The following is a 14,173-nucleotide window of genomic DNA, read 5'->3' on the forward strand; positions in this document are numbered from 1 at the left end:
TTGCATTTTAAAACCAGATTTAATAGGGTTGCTTTACGAAACCAAATTAGTGAGGTTGCATACTACCATGAGCATGAATCTTGGCCCGCTTTTCGAACCGTTTGAACTTCACAACCTCAAACTGCGAAACCGGGTGGCGATGGCGCCCATGACCCGTAACTTCTCGCCGGATGGCATTCCGGGAGAGAACGTCGTGTCCTATTACCGCCGACGGGCCGAAGCGGGCGTTGGCCTCATCATTACCGAAGGCACGACCGTCAATCACGCGGCCGCCAACGGCTATCCGAATGTACCGGCGTTTCACGGCACCGACGCTCTTGAGGGCTGGAAGCATGTGGTCGACGCGGTCCATGAGGCCGGCGGCGCGATTTTCCCGCAGCTCTGGCACGTGGGTGCGGTCAGGAAGGAGGGCACCCCGCCGGATCCTTCGGTACCCGGTTACAGTCCTTCCGGCTTGTTCGCACCGGGCAAGCCCAACGGCAAGGCCATGAGTAAAGAAGACATCGAGGATGTTGTCGTCGCCTTTGCCGATGCGGCTCAGGATGCCAAGGCCCTGGGTTTTGATGGTGTCGAGCTCCATGGCGCCCACGGCTATCTGCTGGACCAGTTCCTCTGGGAAGGTACCAACCAGCGCGACGATGAGTACGGCGGCAGCCTGGAGAACCGTCTGCGGTTCGTAGTGGAGATCGTTGAAGCGGTGCGTCATCGGGTTGGCCCGGACTTCCCGATTATGCTCCGGTTCTCCCAGTGGAAGCAGCAGGATTACGAAGCCAAACTGGTTAATAGCCCTGAGGAACTTGAGCGGTTCCTGAAGCCTCTGGTGGACGCAGGTGTCGACATTTTCCACGCCTCCACCCGCCGTTTCTGGGAGCCGGAGTTTGAAGGCTCGGATCTGAATCTCGCAGGCTGGACCCAGAAGCTTTCCGGTAAACCGACCATGTCCGTGGGCAGTGTCGGGCTGACGGAAGATTTCATCAGCGGCACCTTTGCCAGCAAGCAGGAAGCCGTTGAGAAAGCCGGCATTGATGAGTTGGTGGAGCGAATGAACAACCACGAGTTTGAACTGATCGCCGTGGGACGGGCACTTCTGCAGGATCCGGAATGGCTGATCAAGGTGAAAGAAGGCCGACTGAACGAGGTGGAATCTTTCGCCAAGAAGTCCCTCGCCAAGCTTTATTGATTAACCCCTTTCGATCGGACGATCGAAACCTGCCGCAGCGTCTTCGGGCCTGCGGCTTTTTTGTGCCCGGTGAATCTGTCGTCTTCGTAATCGCGTCTGATCAGAGACACGTTATGATGGGTGAAACACACCTGAAGTAAGAGGGATCAGCATGTCGATGATGGGTTCAATCAAAACACTGGCTGTGGCTCTGATGATCTCGGCCATCGTGGGCTGTGCGACCGTTGGGAAAGACTTCGCCACCCACAATGTGGACCAGATCCAGATTGGTGAAACCACACGGGCGGATATCCAGGAGATGTTCGGCGAGCCGTGGCGCACCGGGATCGAAGACGGCAAACGCACCTGGACCTATGGCAAGTACAAGTGGTCTGCCTTTGGTGATGCAGAAACCACCGACCTGGTTGTTCGGTTCAACCAGGACGGCACGGTCTCGTCTTACGTCTACAACACCACGGAATAAACTGGCAACAGATCAGGCGCGGGGCTGCCTTCAGCCCCGCAAACCTCCTACCAGCTTGTCGATGCTGTCCTTGGCATCGCCGAACAACATGCGCGTGTTGTCCTTGAAGAACAGCGGGTTCTCTACGCCGGAATAGCCGGTGGCCATGCCTCGCTTGAGCACGACAACCTGTCCAGCCTTCCAGACCTCCAGCACCGGCATGCCGGCAATCGGGCTACCGGGATCTTCTGCTGCCGCCGGGTTTACCGTGTCGTTGGCGCCAATAACCAGCACCACGTCGGTATCCGGGAAATCATCATTGATTTCATCCATTTCCAGAACGATGTCATAAGGAACGTGGGCTTCCGCCAACAGTACGTTCATATGCCCTGGCAGGCGGCCGGCCACCGGATGGATACCGAAGCGCACGTTTACGCCACGGTCCCGAAGGATCTTGGTCATATCGCTGACGCCGTTCTGCGCCTGGGCGACCGCCATGCCATAACCGGGCACGATGATCACCGACTGGGCGTTGCGTAGCTCTTCACAGACCTCATCCACACTGGATTCATGCACGGTCTGGTCAGCATCGGCGGCAGCCGAGCTGCTGCTGGTCTGGCCAAAGCCGCCGAGAATCACGCTGATGAACGAGCGGTTCATGGCTTTGCACATGATGTAGCTGAGGATGGCACCGCTACTGCCCACCAGGGCACCAACGACAATCAGCAGATCATTGCCCAGCATGAAGCCGATGGAGGCTGCGGCCCAACCGGAGTAGCTGTTGAGCATGGAGACCACCACAGGCATGTCGGCACCGCCGATGGCCATGATCAGATGGATGCCGAGGACCGAGGCAATGATGGTCATTAGAACGAGCGCCACGATGCCCAGGGCCATGCTGTCGGTACCCAGGAACCAGGCCCCGAGGAAGACACAGACGATAACGCCTGCCAGGTTCATCAGGTGCCGGCCGGGCAGGGTCAGGGCCTTGCTGTCGATGCGACCATCAAGCTTGCCGCAGGCCACCAGCGAACCTGTAAAGGTCACCGCACCAATGAAGATGCCAACGAAGACCTCCACCAGCTTGATGGTGTGCTCCGCGCCGGAGGTTGCAATCAGAGGCTCGATGTAGCCTGAAAAGCCGACAAACACGGCTGCCGCGCCCACAAAGCTGTGAAGCAGGGCCACCAGCTGTGGCATCTGGGTCATTTCCACCTTGTTGGCGATAGCAATGCCGATGCCGGCGCCCAGCAACACGGCCACCAGGATCGAGACGATGCCGCCGTCAACGCTGGCCAGGGTTGCTCCCACGGCGATGATAATACCGGCGACGCCGTAGAGATTGCCCCGTCGTGCCGATGTCTGGTGGCTAAGGCCACCAAGGCTGAGAATAAACAAGATACTTGCGACCACGTAGGCCACGCTCACCAGTCCTGTGCTCATATCGGGCGTCTCCTACTTGCGGAACATTTTGAGCATGCGATGGGTGACCCGGAAGCCGCCCCCTACGTTGATGCTGGCAATCAGCACCGCGACAAAGGCCATGATCCCGACGGCAATGTTCTCCGCCTGTGCCAGGTGCAGAATCGCACCGATCACGATGATGCCACTGATCGCGTTGGTTACGCTCATGAGAGGCGTATGCAGGGAAGGCGTGACATTCCAGATGACCTGCCAACCGATAAAGCAGGACAGAACAAACACGGTAAAGTGCTGCAGGAAGCTTTCCGGCGCGTGTGCGCCAACCCCGTAGAGTGCCAGCGCGGTCACAGCCAGAAGGACGCCTTTACCGATCAGGCTCTTGCGATCGGCCTCTTTCTTCGCGGCGGCCTTGTCAGCGGCCGACGGCTCCTCCGTACCCGGTGCCGGCTTGGGACTGACCGGTGCCTCCGGTTGTGGTGGTGGCCAGGTGATGTCGTCCTCATGAACCACGGTAAGACCACGGATGACATCATCTTCCATGTTCACCACGGGTTTGCCGTCTTTCTCGGGTGTCAGCTCGGTCAGCAGATGCACCAGGTTGGTGGCGTAGAGCTCACTGGCCACCTTGGCCATGCGGCTGGGCAAATCGGTGTAGCCGATCAGGGTTACGCCGTGCTCGTGCGCCACTTTGCCAGGCTCGGTGAGCTCGCAGTTGCCGCCCCGTTCGGACGCCAGATCCACAATCACGCTGCCGGGCTTCATGGATTTCACCATGTCTGCGGTGATCAGCTTCGGTGCTGGCTTGCCGGGAATCAAAGCGGTGGTGATGATGATGTCCACCTCTTTGGCCTGCTCAGCGAACAATTCCATTTCCGCCTTGATGAACTCGTCGCTCATCTGCTTGGCGTAGCCGCCGCTGCCGCTGCCGTCCTCGTCTTCGAAGTCCAGCACCAGGAACTGGGCGCCCATACTTTCAACCTGTTCTTTCACTTCCAGGCGAGTATCGAAGGCTCGCACGATGGCGCCCATGCTGTTGGCAGCACCAATGGCAGCCAGGCCGGCAACGCCGGCACCGATCACCATGATCTTGGCCGGTGGCACCTTGCCGGCAGCCGTGACCTGGCCGGTAAAGAAACGCCCGAAATGGTTGGCCGCTTCGATCACCGCCCGATAGCCGGCAATATTGGCCATGGCGCTGAGGGCGTCCATCTTCTGGGCGCGGCTGATGCGGGGCAGGCTGTCGATAGCGAAAGAGGTAATCTTTCTGGCGGCCAGCTTTTCCAGGAGTTCCGGGTTTTGCGCCGGCCAGATGTAGCTGACCAGAAACGCGCCCTCTTTCATCAGATCCGCTTCGTGTTTACCCAGCGCCGGATTTTCCATGGGCGCGCGGACTTTCAGAATGAAGTCGGCTTCTTTCCAGAGCGAACTGGTGTCTGTTGCTATGGCTGCGCCCACTTTTTCATAGGCAGCATCGGAGTAGTTGGCCGCCTCGCCGGCGCCTCCTTCCACGATGACGTCGTAACCAAGCCCGACTAATTTGTGAACAGAGGGTGGCGTTGCAGCCACCCGCCTCTCATCCTCGAAAATTTCCTTGGGGATACCGATTTTCATGTTAAGCGCGTCCTCCGGAACGACCGACTCAATGGATATCTCGGTTTTTACGTAGCCGGGGATGGTACCAGATTTGCTGAGAAACACCTAAATGAGAACCTTTACGGTCAAATGACGGTACCGAAGGCTAGGGAAGGCGGTGGCGCAGAGATTGAATCGACGATTCCGACAGGCCGTCCAGAATGGCGCCCCGGAATTGTCGGTTGATGAAACGCTCGGTTTCGGCCTGGATGGTTTCCCGCTGTGCCGGTTTCTCGATGTAGTCCATCGCCCGGAACAGAATGTACCGAATGGTCATGCGGGAGATTTCATGAATGGTCTCCGGTGGCACGTCGCTGACCAGTTGACGCTCGATAATATCCTCGGCCATCTCTTGGGCGCTGGCTTCCAGCTGGGATTCGAGCGCCCGGCGCAGTACCGGCGAGGGGCCATGAAGCTCCCGGACAGCGACAGTGGTGGCCGCCGGATTGGCCAGGAAATAGTGGTAAACGAAGGCCACGGTATCCCGGGATGCCTGTTCCGAAGAATCGGCCATCTGGCGCAAATCCCGTACTCCGGCTTTCATCTCCTCGGCAATGTAACCCAGTACCGTTAGCCCGAATTCATCGAGGCTCTTGAAGTGCCGGTAAAACGTGTTCGGATTCAGCCCCGCCTCCCGGGCAAGTTCCCGCAATCCCAGCGATGTCAGGCTCCGGGTTTCGGTAATCAGCCGAAGCGCCGCCTGAATGAGTTTCAGCTTTCCGCCGGTTATTACGCTCATCTTTTTCTCATTTTTGGAGGTTGGGCCTGCAGGCGGGGCCAAGTATTAGTCAACGCAGGCCATTCGCTGCTCCGTTGGTATACGGCTGTATACCCACCTGTGTATACATGTGTCTACCGGACATCATGACCAACCGGACAACAACAGACAAGGCCGGGCAGGCCAACGCAGGAGTGCAGCAATGACACAGAACACACAGATCGCCATCATCGGCACCGGCTTCTCCGGCCTGGGCATGGCCATCAAACTCAAGGAAGCCGGTTACAACGACTTCGTGATCTTTGAACAGAGCGACGACATCGGCGGCACCTGGCACCAGAATCATTACCCGGGGTGTGCCTGTGACGTTCAGTCTGCACTCTACTCCTTCTCCTTCGAGCAGAACCCGAACTGGAGCCGGATGTATGCCCAGCAAAGTGAGATCAAGGCCTACCTGAAGCATTGTGCCGAGAAATACGGACTGATGAAGCATATCCGGCTGAACACCCATGTGGCCGGGGCGCGATTTGACGAGAATCACCAGCGGTGGGTTGTTGAAACCTGTGATAGTCCGGCGCTTTGGGCGTACATGCAGGAAAGAGGCGTGAAGCCGGGAGACCGGTTGGATCGAACCGATAAGGGGCTGCCGGAATTCACTACCTTGAGGGCCGATATCCTCGTTTCCGGGATGGGGGGATTGAGCACGCCGGCGTATCCGGAAATCGAAGGGATTGAGTCCTTCACGGGCAAGCGCTTCCACTCCCAGGACTGGGACCACGACTACGATCTGCGTGGCAAGCGGGTAGCGGTGATTGGCACCGGCGCGTCGGCCATTCAGTTTGTTCCGGAAGTGGCGAAGCAGGCGGCGAAGGTAGACCTGTACCAGCGCACCCCTCCGTGGATAATGCCCAAGCCGGACCGTGCCATCCGGCCAATGGAGAAGCGGCTGTTCCGGATGTTCCCACAAACACTCAATGCGTTCAGGCAGAGTATTTACTGGTCGCTTGAGGCGCGGGTACTGGGCTTTGTTGGCAACCCGCGTATTCTGAAGCTGGGTGAATTGCAGGCCCGCCGGCATATTCGCAACCAGATTCCGGACAAGACCTTGCGCAAAAAGGTTACCCCGGATTTCCACTTCGGCTGCAAGCGAGTGCTGATCTCCAACAACTACTATCCGGCGCTGGCCCAGGATCATGTGGATGTGGTGACCGAGGGTATCCGTGAGGTGCAGGGCAACACCGTGATCGATGGCCAGGGCAACAAGCGGCAAGTGGATTGCATCATCTACGGTACCGGTTTCCGAGCCCAGGACCCGATTCCCGCGGGCATGATCTTTGGCCGTAATGGTCAGGATTTGCTGGAGGCCTGGAAGGATGGCGCCGAAGCTTATAAAGGCACCACCATCAGCGGCTTCCCGAATTTCTTCATGCTGATGGGGCCGAATACCGGCCTCGGCCACAGCTCCATGGTGTACATGATTGAGAGCCAGATTCAGTATGTGCTGGATGCCCTCAAACAAAAGCAGCGGCATCAATGGAGCACCCTGGAAGTGAGACAGGACGCCCAGAGCCGCTACAACGCCTCCATTCACGCAAAGCTTGGTGATTCAGTCTGGCAGACCGGCTGCAAGAGCTGGTACGTGAACGAAAACGGCAAGAACACCACATTATGGCCAGGCTTCACCTGGCAGTTCCGTCAGCAGACACGACGCTTTGATGCGGCTCAATATCTGGTTCGTGCACCAGAATCCGGGGTTAGCGAGAACGAATCGGCTCTGGCCGTTTAACGGTTGGCAGCAGGGGACTTTCGGGCAGCTTTCGGGCGTGTCCAGGTTGCGTTTTGGCCCTTTTGGCCAATACTAAAAGGATGGTCTTGCCGCTCTCGGCCAAGGATGTCCCCTGATGAAGCTGTTTCACTGTGGCCGATGCGCCAACCTGCTGTATTTTGAAAACAGTCGTTGTACCAGTTGTGGGTCTGGACTGGGCTTTGCCCCGGATGTCATGGACTTGCTGGCTATCGAGCCAAACGATGATGGCACCTGGGCGGCCGTCGCCCGGGGCGACCTCTACCGGCTGTGTGGCAACTATCAGAACCAGGGTGCCTGCAACTGGCTGATCCCTTCTCCGGACTCCCACACCTTCTGTGTCGCCTGCCGACTGAACCGCACCATCCCCGATCTCAGCATCTTGAAGAACAACGATCTCTGGCGGCGTCTGGAGAAGGAAAAGCGGCGACTGGTGTATTCGGTGTTGCGCCTTGAGCTGCCCTGCGAACCCCGTAATGAGGACCAGTACGGGCTGGCGTTTGATTTTCTGGCTGACCAGCCGGCGATGTTCGACGAACGCGCGAAAGTAAAAACCGGCCACGCCAATGGTGTGATAACCATGAACATAGCGGAGGCGGACCCCGTAGAGCGCGAGCGAATGCGGAGCCAGATGGCTGAACCCTATCGCACTGTTTTGGGGCACTTTCGCCACGAATCCGGCCACTACTACTGGGACCTGCTGGTGCGGTCCGGGCCCTGGCTGAGCCCGGTGCGGGAAGTATTTGGTGACGACACCAGGGACTACAGGCAGGCCATGGACCAGCATTATCAGTACGGCCCGCCCGGTGACTGGCAGAGCTGGTACATCAGCGCCTATGCCAGCAGCCATGCCTGGGAAGACTGGGCCGAGACCTGGGCACATTACCTGCATATGGTGGATACATTAGAGACTGCCTGGCAGTTCGGGATGCGGGTGAATGCCCGCCAGCGCCCGGTAATGAACAGCGAACCAGACCCTGCGTTTGATCCCTACCAGGCCGACGATTTCGATGCACTGATCAAGCACTGGTTACCCCTGACGCTTGCGCTCAACAGCCTTAACCGAAGCATGGGGCATGAGGACGCCTACCCCTTCGTGCTTGCGGCTCCGGTGGTGGAGAAGCTCCGCCTGGTACACCGAATAGCTCACGGTGGTTAACGAAAGGACCCCAAATGAAAAAGAACAAATCGATAGACTGGAAAAACTACGACCCCAACGACTTCTTCGATGAGCTGATTGCCGCCAAGGGCAAGCCCCGGCCGGCGGCCACGGCGATTACCGACTACCTGGGCAACCTTGGTTCCGAGGAAATCCAGGCGCGTCAGCAGGCAGCCGAACTGGCGATACTGGAGATGGGGATCAGCTTTACCATTTACAGTGAGGGCGAGAACATCGACCGGGCCTGGCCCTTCGACATCATCCCGAGGGTCATCTCGCTCCGGGAGTGGGAAACCATCGAGCAGGGCCTGGCGCAGCGCCTGACGGCGCTCAACATGTTCATCAACGACATCTATAACGACCAGAACATCGTCAAGGACAAGGTGATTCCCAAGTACGTGTTCGCTAACTCCAAGAACTTCCGCGAGCAGTGTCGCGGATTCACGCCGCCACTGGGAGTTTGGGCGCACATCTGCGGATCGGATCTGGTGCGTGACAAGGACGGCAAGGTGTATGTTCTCGAGGACAACCTGCGGGTGCCCTCGGGTGTTTCCTACATGTTGGAGAACCGTCAGCTGACCAAGCGGGTGTTCCCGGAGCTGTTCGACAACACCAACATCCTGCCGGTGGACGACTACACCAACCAGCTGTTCGACATGTTGGCGTCAATCTCGCCCCGGCCTCAGGACCACCCGAAAATTGCGGTGCTGACACCGGGTATTTTCAACTCCGCCTACTTCGAGCACTCCTTCCTGGCCCAGCGCATGGGCGCTGAACTGGTGGAAGGGGCCGACCTGGTGGTTGGCGAGGATGACTGTGTCTACATGCGCACGGTCGAGGGGCTGGAACGTGTGGATGTCATTTATCGCCGCATTGACGACGATTTCCTGGACCCGGAGGTATTCCGCTCCGATTCCACCCTGGGCGTGCCCGGTCTGATGCGAGCCTGGCGCAATGGCAAGGTTGGCTTGGCCAATGCACCGGGTGCCGGCGTGGCCGACGACAAGGTGATCTATGCCTTCGTGCCGGACATGATCCGTTACTACCTGGATGAGGAGCCGATCATCCCGAACGTGCCCACCTATATGTGTGTGAACAAGCAGGATCAGGAGTATGTCCTTGAGCATCTCGACGAGCTGGTGGTCAAGCCCGCGAACGAGTCCGGGGGCTATGGCATGCTGGTGGGGCCGCATTCCACCAAGAAGCAGCGCACCGAGTTCGCGCGCCTGATCAAAAAGAACCCGCGCAACTACATTGCCCAACCCACACTGAGTCTCTCTGTGGCCCCAACGTTGTGCGACGAGGGCCTGGCGCCCCGACACCTGGATCTTCGGCCCTTCGTGCTGCAGGGCGTGAGAACCTACGTTACTGCCGGCGGGCTTACGCGGGTGGCGATGCGAAAAGGCTCCCTGGTGGTGAATTCGTCCCAGGGCGGTGGAAGCAAGGATACCTGGATCGTGGACGAGGAGAATTGATGTGCTGTCACGTGTAGCGGAACGACTGTACTGGATGGCCAGATACCTTGAGCGGGCCGAGAACAACGCCCGGATGATCATGGCCTTTAATTCCCTGTCGCTGGACATGCCCCGAGAAACCCAGCTTTCCTGGAAGGGACTGGTGGCCGTGACGGGCATGGGGGCGCTGTTTGACCAGCATCATCAGAAGGCGGATGAGCGCAACTGTGTGAAGTTTCTGATGGCGGATGGCTACAACCCGAGCTCCATTGCCTCCTGCATCAAGGCCGCTCGGGAGAACGTGCGCACCACCCGCGACCAGATTCCGACCGACGCCTGGGAGGTGATCAACGAGCTGTACCGGTACATCCTGGAGAACATAGACCAGGGGGTTGGTAAGCGGGCGAGGTACGAATTCCTCAACGAAATCGTGGGTCGCTGCCAGATGCTCAATGGTTTGCTGGCCGGTTGCATGAGTCACGATGAGGGGTATGACTTCATCCGGGTAGGCCGCAACCTGGAGCGGGCGGACATGGCCACCCGGCAGATTGAAGTGGGCGCCCTGCAGTTCCTCGACGGCTGGGATGGCACCGAAACCTACGGCGGGCTCTTGTGGACCAGTGTGCTGCGTTACCAGAGTGCCTTCCAGATGTACCGTCACAATGTCCGGCGCAAGGTCAGCGGGCCTCTGGTCATTCGCTTTCTGCTGCAGAATGAGCCGTTCCCGCGGTCGGTGTTGCACAGCCTCAGCGAAGTGGCCAACGCGCTCGGGCGCCTTCCAAGGAACGAGATTCCGTTACGCACCGCGTTGCAGGCGGTACGTCATACCCGGGAGGGCGACGTGGATGCGCTGATCCGCAAGGAAGACGTGATCCTGTTCCTGGAAAACCTGCAGTTGGAAATCGGTGAGCTCCACGACGACATTGCAGAGACCTGGTTTCCTGTCTACGAGACAGCCTGAAACTGCCAATTCTATTCGCCTGCGAGATAGGTTCCATGTCGATTCATGTTGCCCTGAGCCATACCACCCACTATCGCTATGAGCGCCCGATCACCCTTGGGCCCCAGATAGTTCGTCTGCGTCCCTGTCCGCACGCGAGAACCCGCATCCTCAGCTACTCGCTGAAGGTGGAACCAGAAGGTTATTTCCTTAACTGGCAACAGGACCCCCAGGCCAATTATTTGGCCCGCCTGGTGTTCCCCGAAAAAACGGGCGAGCTGAAGATCACCGTGGACCTCGTTGCCGAGATGGCCGTGATCAACCCGTTCGATTTCTTTCTGGAACCCCGGGCAGAGACCATTCCGTTTGACTACGAGGAATGGCAGACGGCAGAGCTGGCGCCTTATTTACAGAAACTGCCGGAAACACCGGAATTCCGTAAGTGGATGGCCACCATAGACCGCAAGGAAACCCCCAGCGTGGATTTCCTGGTGGGTGTGAACCAGAGCCTTGCTGACCGTATTGATTACCTGATCCGGATGGAGCCGGGTGTCCAGACCCCGGAGGAAACCCTGAAAAAGGGCTCCGGCTCCTGTCGGGATTCGACCTGGTTGCTGGTGCAGACGCTCCGGCATCTGGGGCTGGCGGCCCGCTTTGTGTCCGGCTATCTGATTCAGCTCAAGGCTGACCAGAAAGCACTGGATGGCCCTTCGGGCGCTGAGGAAGATTTCACCGATCTGCACGCCTGGTGCGAAGTCTTTCTGCCGGGCGCCGGTTGGGTTGGGCTGGATCCGACGTCCGGCCTGTTTGCCGGAGAAGGGCATATCCCGCTGGCCTGCAGCCCGGATCCGTCCTCGGCGGCGCCCATTACCGGCATGGTGGAGGAGTGCGGAGTTGAGTTCGAGCACCAGATGAGCGTTCAGCGCATCTGGGAAGCACCTCGGGTGACCAAACCCTATACCGAGGCCCAGTGGCAGCGCATCGTTGGGCTGGGCCATGACGTGGACCAGCGTCTGACAGAACTGGATGTGCGTCTGACCCAGGGCGGTGAGCCTACCTTCGTGGCGAATCACGACCGGGACGAGCCGGAGTGGAACACCGAGGCCATGGGCCCCACCAAGCGCAAGAAGGCCATCGAGCTCTATCACCGGATGCGGGACCGCTACGGCGCTGGCGGGCTGGTCCATTTCGGGCAGGGTAAGTGGTATCCGGGAGAACCGCTGCCCCGATGGTCCCTGAACTGTTACTGGCGCAAGGACGGCGAGCCGATCTGGCGGGACGAGCGCTGGCTGGCGGATGAGCGCATCGAAGGCAACGCAAGCCCGGAAGATGCTCACAGGTTTTTGTCGGCCCTGGCGAAAGAGCTTGGTGTTGATGAAAAACAGCTGTTCCCGGGGTTCGAGGATGCCTTTTATTACTTGTGGCGGGAACGACGGCTGCCGGTCAACGTCGATCCTTTCGATGCAAAACTCGAGAATGCCCTGGAGCGCAAGCAGCTTCAGCAGATTTTCAGCCGGGGGCTGGATGAGCCCGTCGGCTATGTGCTGCCACTGCGTGTGTCGGAAAAGGAACAGGCCTGGGAAACCGGTCCGTGGTTCCTTCGCAGTGAGCGCTGTTACCTGATTCCGGGCGGCTCCCCCATGGGGCACCGGCTGCCCCTGGACAGCCAGCCCTGGGTGGAGGAAGCCGATTACCCCTGGATCCATGAGCAGGACCCGTTTGCGCCCCGTGGCCCGCTGCCTGCCAGCGAGGAAATCCGGCAATGGAACAGCCGGGGCCAGTCCGGGCAGGTGTCGCCGGAACGGGCGCCGCCGAAAAAAGGAAAGTCGGCACCCGAGATCGTCCGCACCGCCCTTTGCGTGGAGCCCCGGGAGGGCATTCTTCGTATTTTTATGCCGCCGCTGGAAAAGCTGGAGCCATACCTGGCCCTGGTTTCCGCCATCGAGAAAACCGCCAAGGAGCTGCAGCAGCCGGTCCTGCTCGAGGGGTATGAGCCGCCCTCGGATCACCGGTTGAGTCATTTCCGCATCACGCCAGACCCCGGGGTGATCGAAGTGAATGTGCAGCCGGTCCGGACCTGGGATGAGCTGGTTGAACAGACCGAGACTCTGTACGCGGACGCCTACGAGTGCCGGCTGACCTCCGAGAAGTTCATGATGGACGGACGTCACACCGGCACCGGTGGTGGCAACCATTTTGTGCTGGGTTCGCAAAAGGCAGAGGATTCCCCGTTCCTGCGGCGTCCGGATCTGCTGCGCAGCCTGATCAGCTACTGGCATAACCATCCCAGCCTGTCCTATCTGTTTTCCGGCCTGTTTATTGGTCCCAGTTCCCAGGCGCCGCGGATTGATGAGGCGCGCAACGACCATGTGTTCGAAATGGAGCTGGCGTTCCGGGAGATGGAGCGGTTATGCCCTGTGGGCAAAAAGGTCGCGCCCTGGGTGGTGGACCGCTTGCTCCGGGACCTGCTTACGGACGTCACCGGCAATACCCACAGAGCCGAGTTCTGTATCGACAAGCTCTATTCCCCGGACGGCCCGGGTGGGCGTCATGGTCTGCTCGAATTGCGGGCCTTCGAGATGCCACCCCATGCCCGCATGAGCCTGACCCAGCAATTGCTGCTGCGGGCGCTGGTGGCCCGATTCTGGGAGCAGCCCTACAAACCCAGCGGGCTGGTTCGCTGGGGAACCGAGCTGCACGACCGGTTCCTGCTACCTCACTATGTCTGGCAGGACTTCGAGGACGTTATCGACGATATGAAGGCCCAGGGTTACCCGCTTGAGAGCGAGTGGTTCGCGCCCCATTTCGAGTTCCGCTTCCCCCGGATCGGCGATTACAAGGTCAAGGGTATAACCCTTGAACTGCGTTCGGCTCTGGAGCCCTGGCATGTGACCGGGGAACACGGCGCGATCGGCGGTACCGCCCGCTACGTGGATTCTTCCCTGGAGCGTTTGCAGGTGAAGGTACGCGGCGCTGCCCCGGATCGTTACCAGATCACCTGCAATCAGGTGCCGTTGCCACTTCAGCCAACAGGGATGGTGGGTGAATCGGTCGCCGGCGTCCGTTACCGGGCCTGGCAGCCATCCCAGTGCATGCACCCGACCATTGGTGTCGATGGGCCTTTGGTGTTTGATATCGTGGACACCTGGAATGAACGCAGCCTGGGCGGCTGTGAATATCACGTGACCCATCCCGGTGGCCGGAATTTCGAGACTTTGCCGGTGAACTCGTTCGAAGCGGAAGGCCGCCGCATGGCGCGCTTCTTCCGGATGGGACACAGCTCGGGGCAACAGCCCCTGCGGCCGGTTCCGGAGCATCGTGAGTTTCCGTTTACCCTGGATCTGCGATATCACAAATAAGATGCCTGGACGTGTGGTTTGATGCTGGCTCCGGAGAGTAGAAAGCGGCTATGCTTCCAGCTC

The 14,173-nt window shown here is 59.2% G+C and carries 10 protein-coding genes; 7 read left to right on the forward strand and 3 right to left on the reverse strand.

Annotated elements, in window-relative coordinates; all coding sequences use genetic code 11:
- Window positions 1–67: 67 nt before the first annotated feature.
- Together EDB94_RS10265 and bamE are read left to right on the forward strand one after the other, a co-directional pair.
- On the forward strand, window positions 68–1,180 hold the full coding sequence (locus EDB94_RS10265) for an NADH:flavin oxidoreductase (protein ID WP_108018301.1): 1,113 nt from the start codon (window positions 68–70) through the stop codon (window positions 1,178–1,180).
- A gap of 157 nt (window positions 1,181–1,337) precedes the next feature.
- Window positions 1,338–1,643 (forward strand): outer membrane protein assembly factor BamE, encoded by a 306-nt coding sequence (bamE, locus tag EDB94_RS10270; RefSeq protein ID WP_014578753.1) that lies wholly within the window; start codon window positions 1,338–1,340, stop codon window positions 1,641–1,643.
- Between the two features lie 30 nt (window positions 1,644–1,673).
- Here bamE and pntB read toward each other — a convergent pair whose 3' ends face one another.
- The 3 genes from pntB to EDB94_RS10285 all read right to left on the reverse strand — a co-directional run bounded on the left by pntB (window position 1,674) and on the right by EDB94_RS10285 (window position 5,415).
- Window positions 1,674–3,065: a Re/Si-specific NAD(P)(+) transhydrogenase subunit beta gene (gene pntB, locus EDB94_RS10275; protein WP_062783892.1), complete on the reverse strand. Its 1,392-nt coding sequence runs from the start codon at window positions 3,063–3,065 to the stop codon at window positions 1,674–1,676.
- Between the two features lie 12 nt (window positions 3,066–3,077).
- Complete coding sequence (locus EDB94_RS10280; protein ID WP_062783895.1) at window positions 3,078–4,655, reverse strand: Re/Si-specific NAD(P)(+) transhydrogenase subunit alpha; 1,578 nt, start codon at window positions 4,653–4,655, stop codon at window positions 3,078–3,080.
- A 127-nt stretch (window positions 4,656–4,782) separates the two neighbouring features.
- On the reverse strand, window positions 4,783–5,415 hold the full coding sequence (locus EDB94_RS10285) for a TetR family transcriptional regulator (protein WP_014578750.1): 633 nt from the start codon (window positions 5,413–5,415) through the stop codon (window positions 4,783–4,785).
- A gap of 181 nt (window positions 5,416–5,596) precedes the next feature.
- Here EDB94_RS10285 and EDB94_RS10290 point away from each other — a divergent pair, with 181 nt between their 5' ends.
- The 5 genes from EDB94_RS10290 (at window position 5,597) to EDB94_RS10310 (ending at window position 14,110) form a co-directional block, all read left to right on the forward strand.
- A complete protein-coding gene (locus EDB94_RS10290; RefSeq protein WP_108018302.1) occupies window positions 5,597–7,180 on the forward strand; it encodes an NAD(P)/FAD-dependent oxidoreductase in 1,584 nt (527 codons plus the stop codon).
- Between the two features lie 115 nt (window positions 7,181–7,295).
- On the forward strand, window positions 7,296–8,357 hold the full coding sequence (locus EDB94_RS10295; protein WP_108018303.1) for a putative zinc-binding metallopeptidase: 1,062 nt from the start codon (window positions 7,296–7,298) through the stop codon (window positions 8,355–8,357).
- A 14-nt stretch (window positions 8,358–8,371) separates the two neighbouring features.
- Window positions 8,372–9,832, forward strand: coding sequence for a circularly permuted type 2 ATP-grasp protein (locus EDB94_RS10300; RefSeq protein WP_014578746.1), 1,461 nt, complete (start codon window positions 8,372–8,374; stop codon window positions 9,830–9,832).
- A gap of 1 nt (window position 9,833) precedes the next feature.
- Complete coding sequence (locus EDB94_RS10305; RefSeq protein WP_041645786.1) at window positions 9,834–10,772, forward strand: alpha-E domain-containing protein; 939 nt, start codon at window positions 9,834–9,836, stop codon at window positions 10,770–10,772.
- Between the two features lie 35 nt (window positions 10,773–10,807).
- A complete protein-coding gene (locus EDB94_RS10310; protein ID WP_108018304.1) occupies window positions 10,808–14,110 on the forward strand; it encodes a DUF2126 domain-containing protein in 3,303 nt (1,100 codons plus the stop codon).
- Window positions 14,111–14,173 lie beyond the last annotated feature (63 nt).

This window comes from Marinobacter sp. 3-2 (genome assembly GCF_003751355.1).
GTDB classification, from domain to species: domain Bacteria; phylum Pseudomonadota; class Gammaproteobacteria; order Pseudomonadales; family Oleiphilaceae; genus Marinobacter; species Marinobacter adhaerens.